Origin of the sequence: Sphingomonas mucosissima, assembly GCF_002197665.1 — a bacterium.
GTDB classification, from domain to species: domain Bacteria; phylum Pseudomonadota; class Alphaproteobacteria; order Sphingomonadales; family Sphingomonadaceae; genus Sphingomonas; species Sphingomonas mucosissima.
Genome location: NZ_NBBJ01000001.1, coordinates 1,404,266 through 1,421,658 on the forward strand (window position 1 = coordinate 1,404,266; position 17,393 = coordinate 1,421,658).

The window sequence follows — 17,393 nt, forward strand, 5'->3', positions numbered from 1 at the left end:
GTATCGTTATGGTGCCACACTGAGCGCGGGCATCGATCGGGTCAAGCCGCGAGGAAGGCCGCCATCGCCTGCCCAAGCTCGGCTTTCGTCACTGAACTCATATGGTTGCCGGGTACCTCCACCAAGCGTGCGTGCGGCAGCGCAGCGGCCAGCGCCGCGGCCGAGCCATTGTCGTCATCGTCCGCGCCATTCACCACCAGCGTCGGCCAAGCGAAGCCGCTGACGGTCTCCGCCGGGGTGGAGACGAAGGTGTCGAGGATGCCAAGCAATGCGACGGGATCGCCCCCGGTCGTCTTCAGGAAAGCCTCTGCCAGCCAGGCCGGGCTGCCGCGCTCATGCGTGCCAAGGTTCGTCAGGATGTGCCGAAAATGGCTTTGTCGCCGCTCGGAATTCGTCAACCCGTCGAGCCCCATGCCGGAGAAGACGACCTTCTTCGGCGTGGCGCCGGTGGCGAGCATCCGCGCGGTGGTTCTCGCGCCGAGCGAATATCCCCCCAAGTCGTAATCCGAGAGGCCCAGGTGCGCGATCAGCGCATGGCCGTCCTTTGCCAGCGCATCGGGTGGATAGGCCGCCGCGTCGTGCGGCTTGTCGCTCTGCCCGTGCGCACGCAGATCGGGCATGATCACCCGGCGCCCCTCGGCGGCGATCGCCTCGGCATGGCCGTAGCGGATCCAGTTGGTATTCGCGTCGGAGAAATAGCCATGAAGAAGCACGACGGGGCGCCCCTTCCCCAGCTCGTGCCAGGCCAGCCGCGTGCCATCGAAGCTGGCGAAGTGATGCGTTTCAGTCGGGAGTTTTGCCACAAGCGTCCATCCAGCGTTGCCTGATGCTCTCATTCTCCTCGCTTCGCACGCGTGGCAAGTCGCGCGTGTCGATCCAGGCCTCGTGGATGCTCTCCACCGCATAATGGTGCACCGGCCTGAACCGGCTGGGATCGTCAAAGCTGCCGACGGTGATGTCGACATTCTCCCCGTTCTCCAGGAAGGCAAAGCCCAGCGGGGTGCCGCAACGGGCGCAAAACGGCCGATGTGCGATGGGGGATGACTGATACCAGTCAGGTTCGGCCTGCCAGCGGAGGTTTTCGGCCGGAATGTTTACAAAGGCGATCGACACGCCGCCGGTCGCGCGCTGGCACATGCGGCAGTGACAGAGATAGGCCTCATCGCTCTCGATATCGGCTTCGTAGCGCACGCGTCCGCATTGGCAGCCGCCGGTCATTACCGTCATGATCCTGCTCCTCGACAGGGACAACGCTTTGAACGCGTCTGCGCTGCAACGCTCGAAAGAACCATGTGAGTGGCAGCTCTTCAAACATATAAGCGTGCTTATTATATGCCGACACATGACAGACTCATTCGGGTTCCTGCTGAGCGACACCGCGCGCCTGCTCCGCAAGCGCTTCGACGAGCGTGCACGGCAGCATGGCGCGACTCGTGCCCAGTGGAAGGCGCTGCTGGGGATCAACCGGAACGAGGGGATCAACCAGGGCGCGCTGGCCGACCTTCTGGAGGTGGAGCCTATCACCTTGTGCCGGCTGGTCGATCGCATGGAAGAAGGCGGACTCGTGGAGCGGCGGCGCGATCCGAGCGATCGGCGTGCCTGGCAATTGTTCCTTACCGACAAGGCGGGCCCTGTGCTCGAAGAGCTTCACGCCACCGCGGGCGAACTGATGAGCCAAGCGCTGTTCGGCATCTCCGACGAGCAAGTCGCCACCATGACCGCGTGGCTGGATCAGATCCGCAACAATCTCAGTTCCGCCGAAAACAAGGGGGTGGCGCATGGCTGACGCCGATCCGAAGACGCAAGCCGGCGTCGATGAGCAGATCTTGATCGAGGAAGGCGCCGCTGGCGCATCCAAGAAGCGCGGAAGCCTGCTGCGGCCGTTGCTGATGTTCGGCGTACCGCTGATGATCGCGGTGTTCGCCGGCTATTTCTACCTGACCTCTGGCCGGTACATCACGACGGACAACGCCTATGTCCGGCAGGATGTGATCTCGGTCAGCCCGGATGTGTCGGGACGGATTGTGGCGGTGAACGTCAAGGAGAACCAGCGGGTGAAGGCCGGCGACGTGCTGTTGCGCATCGACCCGGAGCCCTATCGGATCGCGCTGGCGCAGGCGGATGCCGATCTGGCGGCAGCGCGAGTGCAGGTCGCTACGCTGGCGACCGACAGCAGCAGCGCGGCCGCGGATATCGAGAGCGCCCGCGCCGAGCTGACGCTCGCGCAGGCGACGTTTCAGCGGCAGGACGCATTGATGAAGCGCGGCTTCACCACCCGCGCGAGTTACGACGCCGCGGTGCAGGACGTGGCCGCGGCCCGCGCGCGGATTGCCGCAGGCGAAGCGGCCGCGGCACGCGCGCGGCAACAGGTGGGGAGCGGTGGCGGCTCTGGCCAGCCCGCCGCTATTCAGGTAGCGTTGGCCAAGCGGGCGCAAGCGGCGATGAACCTGGAACGCACCGTCGTGAAGGCACCGGCCGACGGCGTTGTCAGCCAGACGAGCCGGCTGCAGGTCGGCAACATCACACCGTCGGGCGTGCCGGCGCTGAGTCTCGTGGTGAGCGACCGCGCCTGGGTGGAGGCGAACTTCAAGGAAACCGACCTCGACCATATGCGGGTGGGCCAGCCGGCCGAGCTGGAATTCGACGCTTATCCGGGGCTGAAGGTGAATGGCCGGGTGCAATCGATCGGCGCGGGCACCGGCAGTGAATTCTCCGTGCTCCCGGCGCAGAATGCCAACGGCAATTGGGTGAAGGTGACGCAGCGGGTGCCTGTGCGGATCGCCATCGACGGCACGCCGCCACGCGTGATGATCGCCGGCCTTTCCACGGACGTCAGTATCGACACCGGAGCGCGCTGACGTGGCATCCCGAGCGATGCCCATCCCATCCGGCGCGGCGGCGGATGATCCATCGCTGGGCAAGCCACTGCTCCAAACGAACAATCGCGGGCTGCTGACGATCGGGATCATGGGCGCCATGATCATGCAGATCCTTGACACCACAATCGCCAACGTCGCGCTGCCGCACATGATGACCAGCCTTGGCGCGACGGTGGACACCGTCACCTGGGTGCTGACCAGCTATATCGTTGCAACCGCGATCGCCCTCCCCGCCACCGGTTGGCTCTCCGACCGGCTGGGGAGCCGCAACCTGTTCCTCATTGCGGTTGCCGGCTTCATTGTCGCCTCCATGCTTTGCGGCATCGCCACGAGCCTGGAGGAAATGGTGGTCTTCCGGATCTTCCAGGGGGTCTTCGCGGCGTTCATCAACCCGCTGTCGCAAACCTCGATGCTGGACATCAACCGGCCGGAAAACGCGGCCAAGGCGATGAGCGTCTGGGGCATGGGCGTGATGGTCGGGCCGATCATGGGGCCGGTGCTCGGCGGTTGGCTGACCGAAAGCTACAATTGGCGCTGGGTGTTCTACGTCAACGTGCCGGTGGGTGCGCTGACCTTTGCGATCCTGTGGTTCCTTCTCCCCAGCCGACCCAAAGCGGTGCGGTCCTTCGACTTCGCCGGCTTTATCTACCTCGGCGTGGCGGTGGCGGCCTTTCAGTTGATGCTCGATCGTGGGCAAAGCGAGGATTGGTTCGACAGTTGGGAAGTGATCGTCGAGGCGCTGATCGCGCTGGCGTTCACGTGGCTCGCGGTCTTTCACTTCGTCACGGCGAAGAAGCCGCTGTTCGACCGCGCCTTGTTTCAGAACCGCAATCTGGTGACCGCGCTGCTCTTCATGCTGGTGGTGGGCATTTCCACCATGGCGCCAATGGCGCTGCTCCCGCCGATGCTCCAGAACCTGTTCGGCTATCCCGTGATCGACACCGGCATGATGATGGCCCCGCGCGGCGTCGGCGTGCTCTTCACCATGTGGCTGGCCGGGCAGATGATGGGCAAGGTGGACACGCGCATCGTCATCATGGTGGGGCTGGTGATCTTCGGCATATCGCTGCGCCAGATGGCGGGCTTTTCGTTGGAGCAGGATTATTGGCCGGTGATCACGGCAGGCTTCGTCCAGGGACTTGGCATGGGGCTTGTCTTCATGCCGCTGAACGCGCTCGCCTTTGCCACCCTCGACGGTCGCTATCGGACGGACGGTTCGAGCCTGCTGAACCTGTTTCGCTCGATCGGCCAGTCGGCCGGCATTTCGATGGTGACGGTGCTGCTCGCCCGTAACATCCAGACGAGCCATGCCGACCTCGCGCAGCATGTCACGCGCAATGCGATCGCCGGGTTCGATGTGGCGCAGCTCAGTGGGCTTGGTTCGCTTGCGGATGCGGCCATGTCGATGGCCGACGCGATGGTGAACAAGCAAGCCGCAATGATCGCCTATCTCGACGATTTCTACCTGATGAGCTGGATCTCTTTCGCTGCCGTGCCGCTGGTGCTGCTGTTGCAGAAGCCGAAGGGCAAGGTCGAGGTGGTGCACAGCGAGTAAGGGCGCCGGCCGGTGCAACGTCGCAACGCAAACGGGGGCGCCCTCTCGTGAAGGGCACCCCCGCAGTGCCGGCGAGCCGCGTCGCAGGGGAGCGTCAGCCCCCCTTCTTCAAGTGGCGTCGGCCGAGCAGCTCGGCGATCTGAACCGCGTTGAGCGCGGCGCCCTTGCGCAGATTGTCGCTGACGCACCATAGCGACAGGCCATTCTCCACCGTTGAATCGTCGCGCACGCGGCTGATGAAGGTGGCATAGTCGCCGACGCATTCCACCGGCGTGACGTAGCCGCCGTCTTCCCGCTTATCGACCAGCATTACACCGGGCGCCTCGCGGAGAATCTTCTGCGCCTCTTCGGCGGAAATCTCGTTCTCGAATTCGATATTGATCGCTTCGGAATGGCCGACGAAGACGGGCACGCGCACGCACGTGGCGGTGACCTTGATCTTCGGATCGAGGATCTTCTTGGTTTCCACCACCATCTTCCACTCTTCCTTGGTGGAGCCGTCATCCAGGAAGCTGTCGATGTGCGGGATCACGTTGAAGGCGATCTGCTTGGTGAACTTCGTCGCCACGGCGGGATCGCCGACGAAGATGTTGCGGCTCTGCTCGAACAGTTCGTCCATGCCCTGCTTGCCGGCACCGGAAACCGACTGATAGGTCGCCACGACCACGCGCTTGATCTTTGCCACGTCATGCAGCGGCTTCAGCGCCACCACCATCTGCGCGGTGGAGCAATTCGGATTGGCGATGATGTTCCTGGCGCGATAGCCGTCGATCGCCTCCGGGTTCACCTCCGGCACGATCAGCGGCACGTCCGGATCCATGCGGTACAGCGAGGAATTGTCGATCACCGTGCAGCCTGCGGACGCGAACTTGGGGCCATAGACCTTGGTCGCCTCGCTCCCGATGGCGAACAGCGCGAAGTCCCAGCCGGCGGGATCGAAATGCTCGATGTTCTGGACCTTCAGCATCCGGCCCGTTTCACCATATTCGATCTGGTCACCGACCGAGCGCGACGACGCCAGCACGGCAATCTCATCGGCCGGAAACTCGCGCTCGGCGAGGATGTTGATCATCTCACGCCCGACATTGCCCGTCGCCCCAGCGACCACCACCCGGTAACCCATAAACCCGTCCTTCAACTCGTAACCAGGCGCGCCTTACGGCACGCGAAACATTGTGCCAACGAAGCTTTACTTCACGCCATTTTTCTTCACGTGGCGATCAAGGAAGTCGAGCATCATCGTCCACGGATGGATGTCGCGTACGGCGCCATGCGCCTTCCCGGGATACAGCATCATCTCGAACGGCTTGTTCGCCGCCTGCATGCGTGCGGCGAAGGCAGTGGTATTGTCGAGGAACACGTTATCGTCCGCCATGCCGTGCATGATCATCAGCGGATCGCTGATGCGATCAGCGAGCTCGAGCGCGCTTGAGCCTTTGTAGGCGGCGGCGTCACGCGTCGGGTCGCCCATGTACCGCTCGGTGTAATGCGTGTCGTAAAGCGCCCAATCGGTGACCGGCGCCCCCGAAATGCCGGCGGCGAACACGCCCGGATGCGCTTCCATCATCTTCAGCGTCAGATAGCCGCCATAGGACCAGCCATAGATCGCGATCTTCTTCGCATCCACGAAGGGGAGCGACTTCAGATAGGCGGCGCCGGCAAGCTGGTCCTCGACCTCCACCGTGCCCATGGCGTGCCAGATGGCGTCCTCGAACGCCTTGCCGCGATTGTTCGAGCCGCGATTGTCGATCTGAAAGACGATCCAGCCCTGCTGCACCAGGAACTGCCGCAGCGGCATGTTGCCTGGCCAGTCGCGCCACACGTCCTGGCTGCCAGGGCCACCATAATGCATGAAGAACACCGGGTAGCGCTTCCCCTTCTGAAGCGCGGGGGTGATCATCTGCCAGTGGAGCGGCGTGCCGTCCGGCCCCTTGATCGTGCCGAACTGCGTCGGGCGGTGCGTCGGCAGGAACGGCGCATAGGGGTGATCGCCCGCCACGGCATTCTCGTTGACCCAGCTGACCCGCTTGCCGCTCGCGTCGGCGAGATAGGTCTGCTTGGGCTGCGACGGACTCGACCGGCTGATGATGAAACGGGTTCCCGCACCATCCGCGGCAACGCCGCTCAGCGACCAGCCGGCCTCCGTCAGCCGGGTGATCTCGCCCGGACGCGCAAGGTTCATGGCATAAAGGTGCCGCTCAAGCGGACCGTCGCGATTGGCGGTGAAGACCAGCCGGCCGGTCGCCTCGTCCACAGCGACGAGCGCGTCGACGACCCAGGGCCCCTTGGTCAGTTGCGTCCAGCTGCCCGCTTTCCAATGATAGAGGTGAGCATAGCCGTCGCGTTCGGACCGCCAGATGAGGCTGCCGTCGCGCAAGGGCCGATATGCGTCAGACAGGTTGACCCAGCTCCGCTCGCCGGCGCGCTCGGTGAACAGCACGGTCGCCTTGCCGGTCGCCGGATCGACGCGCAGCATGTCGAGCGTACGCTGGTCGCGCGATTGCCGCTGCACCAGCAGCGCCGAGCCGTCCGGCAGCCAGTTCATCCGCGCCAGGTAAATGTCACGTTCCGCGCCGAGATCGACCTTGATCCGGCCGGAGCCGTCCGGCTTCATGATGAACAGATCGACCAGCACGTTCGGGGTGCCCGCCGCGGGATAGCGCTGTTCGTAGATGCTGGTGCCGGTGGCGCCGATCGAGGCGCGCGTGAACACGCGCACCGGCGCGTCGTCGAAGCGCACGACTGCGATCAGCCGATCGTCGGGGGACCACCAATAGCCCGTCCTACGATGCATTTCCTCCTGCGCGACGAACTCCGCCTCGCCGAAGTGAACGGTGCCGCCGCCTTCCTTGGTGAGCTGGCGCGCGTCGCCGCCGTTCGCAGGCCGCACCCACAGGTTCTGGTCGCGCACGAAACTGACATAGCCGCCGCGTGGCGAAACGCCCGGGTTCAGTGCACCCTGCGTGCCCTCCAGCTTGCGCACCGCACCGTCGAGCGTGGCAACGAACAGCTCGCCATCCACCGGCACCAGAATCGACTTGCCGTCGGGTGCCCAGTCATAATCGAGAATGCCGGTCTTGCCGGTCTTCGAACGGTCGCGCTCGCGCTGCATCTTTTCCGCTTCGGACAGCTCGGCACCGCTGCCGATCGCGCGCGAATCCACCAGCATCCGCGATTGTCCCGTGCGCGTGTCCATTGCCCACAGGTCGAACCGGTTGCGCTCATCGGCACGCGGTCGCACCGAGGTGAGAAGCGTGCCATCAGGTGACAAGCGCAGCGCCTGCGGCTGACCACCGGCGAGGTCGGGGCTCGCAAACACGCGCTCGAGCGTCAGCTTGGCCGCCGACCTCGTTGTTCCCGCCGCATCTGCTTCAGCCATTGCGGCGCCCGCCCAGATCGCCACACCGGCACCGATCGCCGCCATCCATATGCGCATTCACTCTTCCCAACTGCTTGCCCCATCCGGTTAGCCCGGTAACTCCGCGAGCGCAAAAGCCGACACGCGATCGCTTCATCGGCTTTCACACCGCGCTTCGGCGGCATCGACGCGGCGACGCTCGACTTTCCGGGCGAGGCAGGCCTAGGTTCGCGCGATGCGTTTGAACAAGCATGTCGAAGAGCTTCACCTGCGGCGCCGCAGTGCGCTGTCGGACTGGGCTAGCCTTGCGCTGCGCATCGGATTGGCGCTGACGCTGATCGGCATCGCGCTCGGCGGGCACTGGCTCGGCCGCGACGGGCTGCGGGACAATATCGACGGCTCGATCAATTTCGTCGACATCATGTATTTCACCATGATCACCGTCACGACAGTGGGCTTCGGTGACATCGTTCCGGTGACTCAAGGCGCACGGCTGTTCGACACCTTTGTGGTGACGCCGATCCGCCTTTTCGTCTGGTTGATCTTCTTGGGGACGGCTTATGATTTCCTGTTGCGACGCGTCTGGCAGCGGTGGCGCATGCGGGTGATCCAGCGCCAATTGGCCGACCATGTGGTCATCGCTGGGTATGGCACCAGCGGCACCGAGGCACTGCGCGAGTTGATCCGCAGGGGGGTTGATCCCGGCAGCATCGTCGTCATCGATCGCAATCAGGAAGCGCTGGCCCATGCCGAGGGATGCGGGGCGGTTGTTCTGGATGCCGATGCGACGCGCGACGCGACGCTCAAGACTGCCCGCATCGAGCGGGCGGCAACGCTGATGGTCGCCGCCGGGCGAGACGATACCACCATCCTGATCGTGCTGACCGCCCGTCGCCTGTCACGTGAGGTCCGCATCAGTGCCGTTATCCGCTCCGACGACAATGAGCCGCTCGCGCGCCAAGCGGGCGCGGACGTCGTGATCAATCCAGCAAGCTTTGCGGGTCTGCTGCTGGCAGGATCGACCTCCGGGCCGCATGTCTCGGAATATCTGACCGATCTCGCGGCGGTTCATGGCCGGGTCGCGCTGCACGAACGCGATGCGACCGCGCAGGACGTGGGCCGGCCGCTCACGGGCCTCGCCACCGGGCTGGGCGTCCGGATGTTCCGAGCTGGCCGCTGCATCGGCTTCGACCAGCCGGAGGCGGCTAGCGTCGAGATCGGTGATCGTATCGTGGAAATCGTGCGCGGCAATACGGATGCCAGCAAGGTCTGATTGACGGGTCAGCGCGGTCGCCGTGGCGTTCAAGGATATCACGGCGGACAGTCTGGCGCGGGACGCATGAAAAAAGGCGCCGGTGGGAAGCCACCGACGCCTTTCTTTCCGATCGCGCGCGCGGATTACTCGGCGGCTTCGGCCTTGGCCGGACGGTTGTCGCGGCGCTCGGCGATACGCGCCGACTTGCCGGTACGACCACGCAGGTAATAGAGCTTCGCACGACGCACGGCGCCCTTGCGGACGACCTCGATCGAATCGACGTTGGGCGAGTACAGCGGGAACACGCGCTCCACGCCCTCGCCGAACGAGATCTTGCGCACGGTGAACGACGAGCCCATGCCCTTGTTCGAACGCGCGATGCACACGCCTTCGTAGTTCTGGACGCGGGTACGCTCACCCTCGACGACTTTCACACCAACCTTGAGCGTGTCACCCGGGCGGAATTCCGGGAGCTTCTTGTTCGCGGTCAGCTTGGCAATCTGCTCGGCTTCGAGCTGCTGGATCAGGTTCATAACTTCATTCCTGTTCGTCGCTGCGCGCCAGAGGGCGGTTGACCCGAGCGCCGTTGTGACGCTCCCACAGGTCCGGCCGCCGTAGCCGTGTATCTTCCTCCGCCCGGCGCTGGCGCCAAGCGGCGATTTTCGCATGATCCCCCGATCGCAGCACTTCAGGGATCGTGCGCCCTTCCCATTCCTGAGGTCGGGTATAATGCGGATATTCCAGGAGGCCGCTTTCGTGGCTTTCCTCGACTCCACTGGAAGCCGCGCCCATTACGCCCGGAAGCAGCCGGACGCAAGCGTCAAGGACCACCAGCGCCGCCGTCTCGCCGCCGGAGAGGACGTAATCCCCGATCGAGACTTCCTCGATGTCGCGGCCCTCGAACAGTCGCTCGTCAAAACCTTCGAAGCGGCCGCACAGGATGATGGCGCCGGGGCCCGCCGCAAGTTGCCGAACGCGCGCCTGGCTTAGCGGCTTGCCTCGCGGCGTCATCGCCAGCACCGGGCGGCCCTGCGCCTGTGCGTCGAGCGCCGCGGCGAGAATGTCGACGCGCAACACCATGCCGGCGCCGCCGCCTGCGGGCGTATCGTCCACCGTGCGGTGCCGATCGGTGGCGAAGTCGCGAATGTTGACGGCGTCGAGCGACCAGCGCCCCTCGGCCAGCGCCCGTCCGGCGATGGCATGGCCGAGCGGCCCCGGGAACATCTCGGGGTATAGCGTAAGGATGGTGGCAGCAAAGGTCACGGGTTGGCGGCGGTAAAGCTCAACACCTGAAGGCTCAAGGCCGGCGTTGGCGCACGCTGCACGCGGCCGGCGACGGCGCCGGACGTGCACGTCCAGCGGAAACGACCTTCCATCGTCGAAACGGGCGTGATCGGTGCGCCCGTCTGGCACGTGCCGACCTGCTTCTTCAGGTCGACGATGTCCTTGCGGCGACGGGCCAGATCACGGTCAAGCACCACGTTGTTCGCCAGGGGGGCGCGGCCGGGATCGCCGCGCATCCAGACGTCGCGCGCAATGTCATAGGCGCGCGCCAGCTCCGGCGACACCGGCAGCTCGCGCTCGTTCGCCAGGCCCGCCTGCCGCAGCGCGTATAGCGCTTCCGACACCGGCTTGCCCGGCCCCGCATAAGTCCGGTTGGCGAAGGCGAACACCCCGACGCCGGCGTCGGGCAGCATCATCACGATCGAGCCATAGCCGGGGTAGCCGCCGCTGTGCGTGACGATCCGGCCCACGTCACAGTCGTTCACCACGGACCAGCCCATCGCATAAGCTGTCGCCACGCGGCACATCTGCCCCGACGCGCTCGGCCGCTCCGCCGTGCTGACGTAGTTCGAACCCTCCACGATCTCGCGGACGGTGGCGCGCTTTACCGGGCCAGCCTCGGTATCGTCGCGCGCCGGCCAGCCGGAGAGCAGAAACGCGATCCAGCGCCAGTAATCATTGGCGCTGGTCTGCACGCCCCCCATCGCGCCGAACGCGCCATCCGCCATGTCCGGCTCGCGCCTCCAGGCGTTGTCCTGCCAGCGATAGCCGAGCGCCCGCATCTCCTGCGCGCCATTCAGCACGTCGTAGCCGGTCGTTGCCATGCCGAGCGGCGCCATGATCTCGCGGCGGATATAATCCTGGTACCGCACGCCGGAGACATTGTGGACGATGCGGCCGAGCATGGCATAGCCGAGGTTGGAATATTCCATGCGGAGCCCCGGCGCCTGGGCAAAGGGCACACCGGCCTTCAGCATGGCGGTGAACGCCGGCTCCGACAGCGACTGCTGCCGATCGCCCCACGGATTGTCCTCCACGAAACCGGCCGTGTGGTGGATCAGATCCTCCACGCGGATGCGGCGGCTGTCAGCGCTCGGGTACTTCCAGCCGCGGATTTCGGGGATGTAGCGCTCGGCGGGAGCATCGAGCGACAGCCGCCCTTCATCGCGCAGCTTCAGGATCGCCATGGCCGTGAACGCCTTGGACATGGACGCGATGCGAAACAGGCTGTCCGGCGTCACTGGCCGCTTGGTGGCGACGTCCTGCACGCCGAGGCCACGGACGAGCACCAGCCGTCCGTCCTTGACCACACCGTAAACGAGACCCGGTACATGCGCCTGCTTCATCCATGTGTCGAAGATGCCGGTAAGTTGGGGCTCGATCGCCTCGACCCCGGGCGTGCTTGGCGCAGCAGCGGGGACGGGGGCGGATGCCGGCGCTGCCGTTTGCGCCAAAGCGGCAGGGGACGAGGCAAGCAGCAGGGCAGCCGATAACGCGCGGATCATGATCATCCCCCGGAAGGTCGTAAGCAGTGGCCCAGCGTTACCGCCCGCCCTGCCCCGGTCAATCGTGACTGAGCGCAGCCGCCAAACCAATTGCTGCACCCCGTTGCATCGAGGGAACCACCCGCCTCCTGGATCGCTCCCGTCGCCATGCACGATTGCGTTATCATCGGGGGTGGTCCGGCCGGGCTGACGGCGGCCATCTACCTTGCCCGTTTCCACCTCGACATTGCCGTGTTCGACAATGGATCGAGCCGTGCGGCGTCGATCCCCTGCACGCATAACCACGCCGGCTACCCCGGCGGGATCAGCGGCCCGGATTTGCTCGGGCGCATGAGCGAACAGGCAGCGTCCTTTGGTGTCCGCACTCATCGGGCGACGGTCACCGCGATCGAGCCGACGGGCGACGACTTCGTGATCCGCACGTCCGACACACAAGTCGAGGCGCGCACCGTTCTGCTCGCCACCGGCGTGGTGAACAATCGTCCGGACATGGATGATGCGTTGCATGACCGCGCGCTCAGCGAGGGGCTGCTACGATACTGCCCCATCTGCGATGGCTACGAAGTGACGGACAAGCGCGTCGGCGTGATCGGCACCGGCAGCCACGGCATGCGAGAGGCATTGTTCCTGTGCGGTTATTCCCGCGACATCACGCTGATCGCGCCTGATGCTGCGCATATGCTGGACGAGGAATGCGCCGCGGCGCTCGATCGTGCCGGCATATCCCGGGTTGATGGCCCGTGCGGTGGCTATGCCATAGAACAAGACCAGTTCGCCCTGGACACGGCAGCGGGTAGATTGTCATTCGACAGCGTCTATCCCGCGCTTGGCTCGCAGATCCGCTCCGAGCTCGCCCTTGCAGCCGGTGCGCGAGGCACCGACGACGGATGCATCGTGACGGACGAACATCAGCGCACCACCCTGCCGGGCTTGTACGCGGCAGGCGACGTGGTGAAGGGATTGGATCAGATCAGCCACGCAATGGGCCAGGCCGGCGTCGCCGCCACGACGATCCGCAACGAACTAAGCGAACGACACCCGATCCGGCGATAAGCGCCGGACGAGGCGAGGACCGGCGCCACAGTCCGTTGCCGCGCCCGTCTCCGCGGCACCCACCGATGATCAATCAGCGGCGAATGCCGCCGCCACCACGATCCCCTCGCCGCTCCATTCCGGCACCGCGTGTTCGTTCATCGGAACCATGAAGCGTTTGCCGGTCGGCCGCTCGATCTCGATCACGTCACCGGCGCCGAAATTCTCGACGGCGACAACGTACCCGATTGGCTCGCCCGCGTCTGATGTAGCCGGCAAGCCGATCAGATCGGCATGGTAATATTCGCCCTCCTCCAGCGGAGGCAGCGCCGACCGTGGCACCGTCAACTGCATGCCACGCAAAGCCTCTGCGGCGGTGCGATCCGGCACTTCGGCGAAGCGGGCGATGTTGCCGCGCAGCGATCGCAGGGTCAGCGCGCCCTCGTTGAACGAGGTGAACGCACCAACATCGTCGGCGAAGAGCTTCAGCTTCACTTCGCCGCCGATACCATGCGGGCCCGTGACCGCGGCCAGGACGATCGTCGGCTCACCCGTCGGGCGAGCCTTCGTCGCCGGCGGGTGCATCGTCGCGCCCTTCGGCGGGATCGGGGGCGGAGACCCCTTCGTTGCTGGCGACTTTTTGGTCGTCATCATTCGCAGTCCGGGGATCAGGATCGGGATTCATGGCGAGTTCCTTTCAACAGAAGGAACGCGCCATGATCCGATCGGATGCTTATTCTGCGCTTGCCTCGGCAGCTTCGGTCTCGCCCGAACCTGTGTTCGCTGCTTCGGCTGCAGCCTCCTGCTCTGCCTTCAGCTTCTCCGCCCGCTCCTCGGCGCGCTCCTTTGCCTTCTCGCCCGGCTCGGCCTTCTTGGGGTTGCTGCGGGCTGCACGCTCGCGAACACCGGCAAGGTCAAGGAAGCGCGCGACGCGGTCGGTCGGCTGCGCGCCGTTGCTCAGCCAGTGCTTGGCGCGCTCAGCGTCGAGCACGATGCGCTTCTCGTCGTCCTTGGCGAGCAGCGGATTGTAGTTACCGATCTTCTCGATGAAACGACCATCGCGCGGGCTGCGCGCATCGGCAACGACGATGCGGTAATAAGGACGCTTCTTCGAACCGCCACGCGACAGGCGAATGCTCAGTGCCATTGTAGTCTCTTCCTTCTACGTATCTGAAAAGTGTTTGAAAAACTTACTTCTTGAACTTCGGAAAGCCGGGCGGGAGCCCGCCGCCGCCACCCAGGCCCGGCAAGCCAGGCAGCCCGCCGCCGCCCGCCTTGCCCAGCATGTCGCCAAGCTCCGGGCCGCCAATGGCATTGCCGATGCCGGCCATGCCGCCGCCGGGGCCGCCCTTGCCCAGCATCGCCAGCATCCCCTTGATGCCGCCCATCTTGCGAATCTTCTTCATCGCCGTGGACATTTCCTGGTGCATCTTCAGCAGCTTGTTCACGTCCTGAACGGTCGTGCCGCTGCCCTTGGCGATGCGGATCTTGCGCTTGGCGTTGATCAGCTCGGGCTTGGAGCGTTCCTTCTGCGTCATTGACGTGATCATCGCGTCCATGCGCAGCAGAATGCGTTCGTCGACCGCGCCATTGGCCATGGCCTGCTGCGCCTTCTTCATGCCGGGCATCATGCCGGCGAGCGCGCCCAGCCCGCCCATGCGGCGCATCTGCGCCAACTGGCCGCGCAGGTCGTCCATGTCGAACTGGCCCTTGGCCAGCTTCGCCGCCATGCGCTCGGCGTCTTCCTGCTGGATCGACTCCGCAGCCTTCTCGACGAGGCTGACGACGTCGCCCATGCCGAGGATACGGCCGGCGACCCGCTCGGCATGGAACGCCTCGAGCGCATCCATCTTTTCGCCGACGCCGGCAAACTTGATCGGCTTGCCGGTGACGGCGCGCATCGACAGCGCCGCACCGCCGCGCGCATCGCCGTCCATACGGGTCAGCACGACGCCGGTGAGCGGCACCTGATCCGAGAAGCTCTGCGCGACGTTGACCGCGTCCTGACCAGTCAACGAGTCGACGACGAGCAGGATTTCCTGCGGCGTGGCGATCTCCGCCACGGCCTTCATCTCGTCCATCAGCGCCTGATCGACATGGAGGCGACCCGCCGTGTCGAGCATCAGCACGTCGAAGCCTTGCAGCTTCGCGGCCTGAAGTGCACGGCGGGCGATCTCTACCGGCTGCTGCCCGGCAACAATCGGCAGCGTCTGCACATCAACCTGCTTGCCGAGCGTCGCCAGCTGTTCCTGCGCGTTCGGGCGATTGACGTCGAGCGACGCCATCAGCACCTTTTTGCGATCGCGGCCCATCTGGCCGCCGGACAGCCGCTTGGCGATCTTTGCCGTGGTCGTCGTCTTGCCCGAGCCCTGCAGGCCGACCATCATGACAACTGCGGGCGGCGTGACATCGATCTTCAGCTCGGCCGCTTGCGGATCATCGCCGCCCAGCATCGCGATCAGCGCGTCATGGACGATCTTGACGACCTGCTGACCCGGCGTGACCGAGCGCAGCACGTTCTGGCCGATCGCCTTCTCGGTCGCCTCATCGACGAACTGGCGCGCGACCGGCAACGCAACGTCGGCTTCCAGAAGCGCAACGCGCACTTCGCGCATCGCCTGCCGTACGTCCGCTTCCGTCAGCGCGCCACGACCGCGCAGGCGGTCGAATACGCCGCCAAGACGATCGCTCAGGCTGTCGAACATCGCGTCTAACTCCCTTCATCCGCCCAAACGCAAAAGCGCCGGCGGGCGAAACCTCGCCGGCCAGCGTGCACCACATGGGCGCTTATCTTCAGCGTTCAACAACGGAACGTGCGCGGCCAATAGCCCAACAAGCCCGCGAGAGCAAGTCGCAGGGCATTAACGGCTTCTACACACAATCGCCGCAAAATGGGGCGACATGGATGAGTCCACCGCCTACGAGCCCGCGCGCAACGGCCGGCGCGGGACACGCGCAACGCCGATCAGCCTTGTCACCATGGCTGCCGTGGCGCTGTGCGTCGTCGTGCTGGGCGCGGTGATCGTCGGCGTCGTACGGAACGGCCCGGCGGCTGCGGAGCCGCTGGTCTGGCCGCTGATCGCGGCATTGCTCTTGAACCTTGCCGTCATGGTCGCCGGGCGCAGGCGTCACCGCAATGTTACGCGGCAGCTGCGGCTTCAGTTGGACAGCACGGAAGGGGCACGTCGCCTTTCGCCAAAGGATCCGCTCACCGGCTTTCTGAACAGGCGCGCCCTCGTCGAGGAAGGCACGACGATGCTTCAGGAAGCCGCGCAGCGCCAACTGGCGGTTGCGATGCTGATGATCGATCTCGACCGATTCAAGACGATCAATGATTTACATGGTCACGGCACCGGCGACGTGTTGCTTGCCCGAGTCGCTGCCGAAATCAGCAATGAGCTGCCGCCGGTTTCCCTGGCCGCACGGGTGGGCGGCGACGAGTTCGCTTGCCTCTTCGTCTTCAACCCGGCGGATCCGAACACCGTGCAGCGCGTTGCGGAGCGATTGGTCAGCCGACTGACGCGTCCGCTTGATCTCGGCGGCACGTCGCTTCACGTCTCGGCTTCGATCGGCATCGCGCATTCCGATCAGGAGCGCACCACGGTGGAGGCACTGATCCGGGCCTCGGACATCGCGATGTATGCGGCAAAAGAGGCGGGCCGGAATCGCTTCAGCTGGTTCGATCCCGACATGGCGCGCGCCCTGCACGCCCGCCACGAACTGGAAACCGCCTTACGCGCGGCAATCCCTGCAGGGCAGATCGTGCCGCACTTCGAGCAACAGATGGATCTGAACACGGGCCAGTTGCTCGGCTTCGAGGTGCTCGCTCGCTGGAATCATCCGCTTCACGGCCAGATCAGCCCTGACCGCTTCATTCCAATCGCAGAGCAGACCGGCATGATCGCCGATCTGTCGCAAACGCTGATGCGCCAGGCGTTTCTGGCGGCGCGGGACTGGGATCCTGCCCTGACGATCTCGATCAACGTCTCCGCGGTGCAATTGCGTGATGCATGGCTCCCGCAGAAGATCATCAAGCTGCTGTTGGAGACCGGCTTTCCCGCGCATCGGCTGGAGATCGAGATCACCGAACGGGCCTTGTTCGAAAACTTGGCCCTCGCGCAGTCGATCATCGGCAGCCTCAAGAACCAGGGCATCAGTGTCGCGCTCGATGATTTCGGCACTGGTTATTCGAGCCTCGGTCACCTGCGGGCGATGCCGTTCGATCGGATCAAGATCGAGCGCAGCTTCGTCCAAGTGATCGCCGAGGATCAGGATAGTGCGGCCCTGGTCGGCGCTGTCGCCAGCGTGGGCGCGAGCCTGAATTTGCCGGTAACGGCGGAAGGCATCGAGGATTTGGCGACGGAGGCCAGAATGCGCGCGCTCGGCTGCGCCCGCGGCCAAGGCTATCTGTACGGCCGCCCTGCAGACGCCGCGAACACTCGGCGACTGCTCGCCGAGCGTCGCCTGCTGGGTGCCGGCAGCGCGGCAAGCGACGCGGAGCGCCGCCTGGCCGGCTGAGCCGGTC

The 17,393-nt window shown here is 65.1% G+C and carries 17 protein-coding genes; 6 read left to right on the top strand and 11 right to left on the bottom strand.

The window, feature by feature from the left end; all coding sequences use genetic code 11:
• Nucleotides 1-41 precede the first annotated feature (41 nt).
• Together SPMU_RS06685 and SPMU_RS06690 are read right to left on the bottom strand one after the other, a co-directional pair.
• A complete protein-coding gene (locus SPMU_RS06685; protein WP_169715644.1) occupies nucleotides 42-803 on the bottom strand; it encodes an alpha/beta fold hydrolase in 762 nt (253 codons plus the stop codon).
• A complete protein-coding gene (locus SPMU_RS06690; protein ID WP_088333230.1) occupies nucleotides 784-1,230 on the bottom strand; it encodes a GFA family protein in 447 nt (148 codons plus the stop codon). Before SPMU_RS06690 ends, SPMU_RS06685 begins: the two co-directional genes overlap by 20 nt.
• 112 nt (nucleotides 1,231-1,342) lie before the next feature.
• On the opposite strand from SPMU_RS06690, the gene SPMU_RS06695 reads away from it, so the two are divergent.
• The 3 genes from SPMU_RS06695 to SPMU_RS06705 are packed head-to-tail and all read left to right on the top strand — an operon-like array spanning nucleotide 1,343 to nucleotide 4,434.
• Complete coding sequence (locus SPMU_RS06695; RefSeq protein WP_088332952.1) at nucleotides 1,343-1,786, top strand: MarR family winged helix-turn-helix transcriptional regulator; 444 nt, start codon at nucleotides 1,343-1,345, stop codon at nucleotides 1,784-1,786.
• The gene (locus SPMU_RS06700; protein WP_088332953.1) at nucleotides 1,779-2,858 is read left to right on the top strand and encodes an HlyD family secretion protein; all 1,080 of its coding nucleotides are present in this window, start codon (nucleotides 1,779-1,781) and stop codon (nucleotides 2,856-2,858) included. Before SPMU_RS06695 ends, SPMU_RS06700 begins: the two co-directional genes overlap by 8 nt.
• A 16-nt stretch (nucleotides 2,859-2,874) precedes the next feature.
• On the top strand, nucleotides 2,875-4,434 hold the full coding sequence (locus tag SPMU_RS06705) for a DHA2 family efflux MFS transporter permease subunit (protein WP_088332954.1): 1,560 nt from the start codon (nucleotides 2,875-2,877) through the stop codon (nucleotides 4,432-4,434).
• Nucleotides 4,435-4,528: 94 nt separating this feature from the next.
• On the opposite strand, the gene SPMU_RS06710 is transcribed toward SPMU_RS06705, so the two are convergent.
• The gene (locus SPMU_RS06710) at nucleotides 4,529-5,557 is read right to left on the bottom strand and encodes an aspartate-semialdehyde dehydrogenase (RefSeq protein ID WP_088332955.1); all 1,029 of its coding nucleotides are present in this window, start codon (nucleotides 5,555-5,557) and stop codon (nucleotides 4,529-4,531) included.
• 66 nt (nucleotides 5,558-5,623) lie between these two features.
• Nucleotides 5,624-7,870 carry a S9 family peptidase gene (locus tag SPMU_RS06715; protein ID WP_088332956.1) on the bottom strand — a complete coding sequence of 749 codons (2,247 nt, stop codon included), beginning with the start codon at nucleotides 7,868-7,870 and terminating at the stop codon, nucleotides 5,624-5,626.
• A 157-nt stretch (nucleotides 7,871-8,027) separates the two neighbouring features.
• Between SPMU_RS06715 and SPMU_RS06720 the strand changes: the two genes are divergently transcribed.
• Nucleotides 8,028-9,065, top strand: a complete 1,038-nt coding sequence (locus tag SPMU_RS06720) for a potassium channel family protein (RefSeq protein ID WP_088332957.1) — start codon at nucleotides 8,028-8,030, stop codon at nucleotides 9,063-9,065.
• Nucleotides 9,066-9,190: 125 nt separating this feature from the next.
• Here SPMU_RS06720 and rplS read toward each other — a convergent pair whose 3' ends face one another.
• The 3 genes from rplS to SPMU_RS06735 are packed head-to-tail and all read right to left on the bottom strand — an operon-like array spanning nucleotide 9,191 to nucleotide 11,836.
• Nucleotides 9,191-9,580, bottom strand: coding sequence for a 50S ribosomal protein L19 (rplS, locus tag SPMU_RS06725; protein WP_088332958.1), 390 nt, complete (start codon nucleotides 9,578-9,580; stop codon nucleotides 9,191-9,193).
• Between the two features lie 4 nt (nucleotides 9,581-9,584).
• Nucleotides 9,585-10,310, bottom strand: a complete 726-nt coding sequence (gene trmD / locus SPMU_RS06730; protein ID WP_088332959.1) for a tRNA (guanosine(37)-N1)-methyltransferase TrmD — start codon at nucleotides 10,308-10,310, stop codon at nucleotides 9,585-9,587.
• Nucleotides 10,307-11,836: a serine hydrolase domain-containing protein gene (locus SPMU_RS06735; RefSeq protein WP_245832816.1), complete on the bottom strand. Its 1,530-nt coding sequence runs from the start codon at nucleotides 11,834-11,836 to the stop codon at nucleotides 10,307-10,309. The genes trmD and SPMU_RS06735 overlap by 4 nt, the downstream gene beginning before the upstream one ends.
• A 147-nt stretch (nucleotides 11,837-11,983) precedes the next feature.
• On the opposite strand from SPMU_RS06735, the gene SPMU_RS06740 reads away from it, so the two are divergent.
• Entirely contained in the window at nucleotides 11,984-12,889 is a 906-nt protein-coding gene (locus SPMU_RS06740; RefSeq protein ID WP_088332961.1) for an NAD(P)/FAD-dependent oxidoreductase, read from the top strand.
• Between the two features lie 69 nt (nucleotides 12,890-12,958).
• Here the strand turns inward: SPMU_RS06740 and rimM are convergent, their stop codons facing one another.
• The 4 genes from rimM to ffh are packed head-to-tail and all read right to left on the bottom strand — an operon-like array spanning nucleotide 12,959 to nucleotide 15,573.
• Nucleotides 12,959-13,453, bottom strand: coding sequence for a ribosome maturation factor RimM (gene rimM / locus SPMU_RS06745; RefSeq protein ID WP_211275719.1), 495 nt, complete (start codon nucleotides 13,451-13,453; stop codon nucleotides 12,959-12,961).
• Entirely contained in the window at nucleotides 13,416-13,553 is a 138-nt protein-coding gene (locus SPMU_RS17075; RefSeq protein ID WP_211275720.1) for a hypothetical protein, read from the bottom strand. Before SPMU_RS17075 ends, rimM begins: the two co-directional genes overlap by 38 nt.
• A 48-nt stretch (nucleotides 13,554-13,601) precedes the next feature.
• On the bottom strand, nucleotides 13,602-14,015 hold the full coding sequence (gene rpsP, locus SPMU_RS06750) for a 30S ribosomal protein S16 (protein WP_088332962.1): 414 nt from the start codon (nucleotides 14,013-14,015) through the stop codon (nucleotides 13,602-13,604).
• Between the two features lie 43 nt (nucleotides 14,016-14,058).
• On the bottom strand, nucleotides 14,059-15,573 hold the full coding sequence (gene ffh / locus SPMU_RS06755) for a signal recognition particle protein (protein WP_088332963.1): 1,515 nt from the start codon (nucleotides 15,571-15,573) through the stop codon (nucleotides 14,059-14,061).
• 196 nt (nucleotides 15,574-15,769) lie between these two features.
• Here ffh and SPMU_RS06760 point away from each other — a divergent pair, with 196 nt between their 5' ends.
• Complete coding sequence (locus SPMU_RS06760) at nucleotides 15,770-17,386, top strand: putative bifunctional diguanylate cyclase/phosphodiesterase (protein ID WP_088332964.1); 1,617 nt, start codon at nucleotides 15,770-15,772, stop codon at nucleotides 17,384-17,386.
• Nucleotides 17,387-17,393 lie beyond the last annotated feature (7 nt).

Bases quoted from the DNA above. Each gene is read 5' to 3' on its own strand.
- SPMU_RS06695 (WP_088332952.1), top strand. From the start codon at position 1,343: ATGACAGACTCATTCGGGTTCCTGCTGAGCGACACCGCGCGCCTGCTC.
- SPMU_RS06700 (WP_088332953.1), top strand. From the start codon at position 1,779: ATGGCTGACGCCGATCCGAAGACGCAAGCCGGCGTCGATGAGCAGATC.
- SPMU_RS06705 (WP_088332954.1), top strand. From the start codon at position 2,875: ATGCCCATCCCATCCGGCGCGGCGGCGGATGATCCATCGCTGGGCAAG.
- SPMU_RS06710 (WP_088332955.1), bottom strand. From the start codon at position 5,557: ATGGGTTACCGGGTGGTGGTCGCTGGGGCGACGGGCAATGTCGGGCGT.
- SPMU_RS06715 (WP_088332956.1), bottom strand. From the start codon at position 7,870: ATGCGCATATGGATGGCGGCGATCGGTGCCGGTGTGGCGATCTGGGCG.
- SPMU_RS06720 (WP_088332957.1), top strand. From the start codon at position 8,028: ATGCGTTTGAACAAGCATGTCGAAGAGCTTCACCTGCGGCGCCGCAGT.
- rplS (WP_088332958.1), bottom strand. From the start codon at position 9,580: ATGAACCTGATCCAGCAGCTCGAAGCCGAGCAGATTGCCAAGCTGACC.
- SPMU_RS06735 (WP_245832816.1), bottom strand. From the start codon at position 11,836: ATGATCCGCGCGTTATCGGCTGCCCTGCTGCTTGCCTCGTCCCCTGCC.
- SPMU_RS06740 (WP_088332961.1), top strand. From the start codon at position 11,984: ATGCACGATTGCGTTATCATCGGGGGTGGTCCGGCCGGGCTGACGGCG.
- rimM (WP_211275719.1), bottom strand. From the start codon at position 13,453: ATGCACCCGCCGGCGACGAAGGCTCGCCCGACGGGTGAGCCGACGATC.
- SPMU_RS17075 (WP_211275720.1), bottom strand. From the start codon at position 13,553: ATGAATCCCGATCCTGATCCCCGGACTGCGAATGATGACGACCAAAAA.
- rpsP (WP_088332962.1), bottom strand. From the start codon at position 14,015: ATGGCACTGAGCATTCGCCTGTCGCGTGGCGGTTCGAAGAAGCGTCCT.
- ffh (WP_088332963.1), bottom strand. From the start codon at position 15,573: ATGTTCGACAGCCTGAGCGATCGTCTTGGCGGCGTATTCGACCGCCTG.
- SPMU_RS06760 (WP_088332964.1), top strand. From the start codon at position 15,770: ATGGATGAGTCCACCGCCTACGAGCCCGCGCGCAACGGCCGGCGCGGG.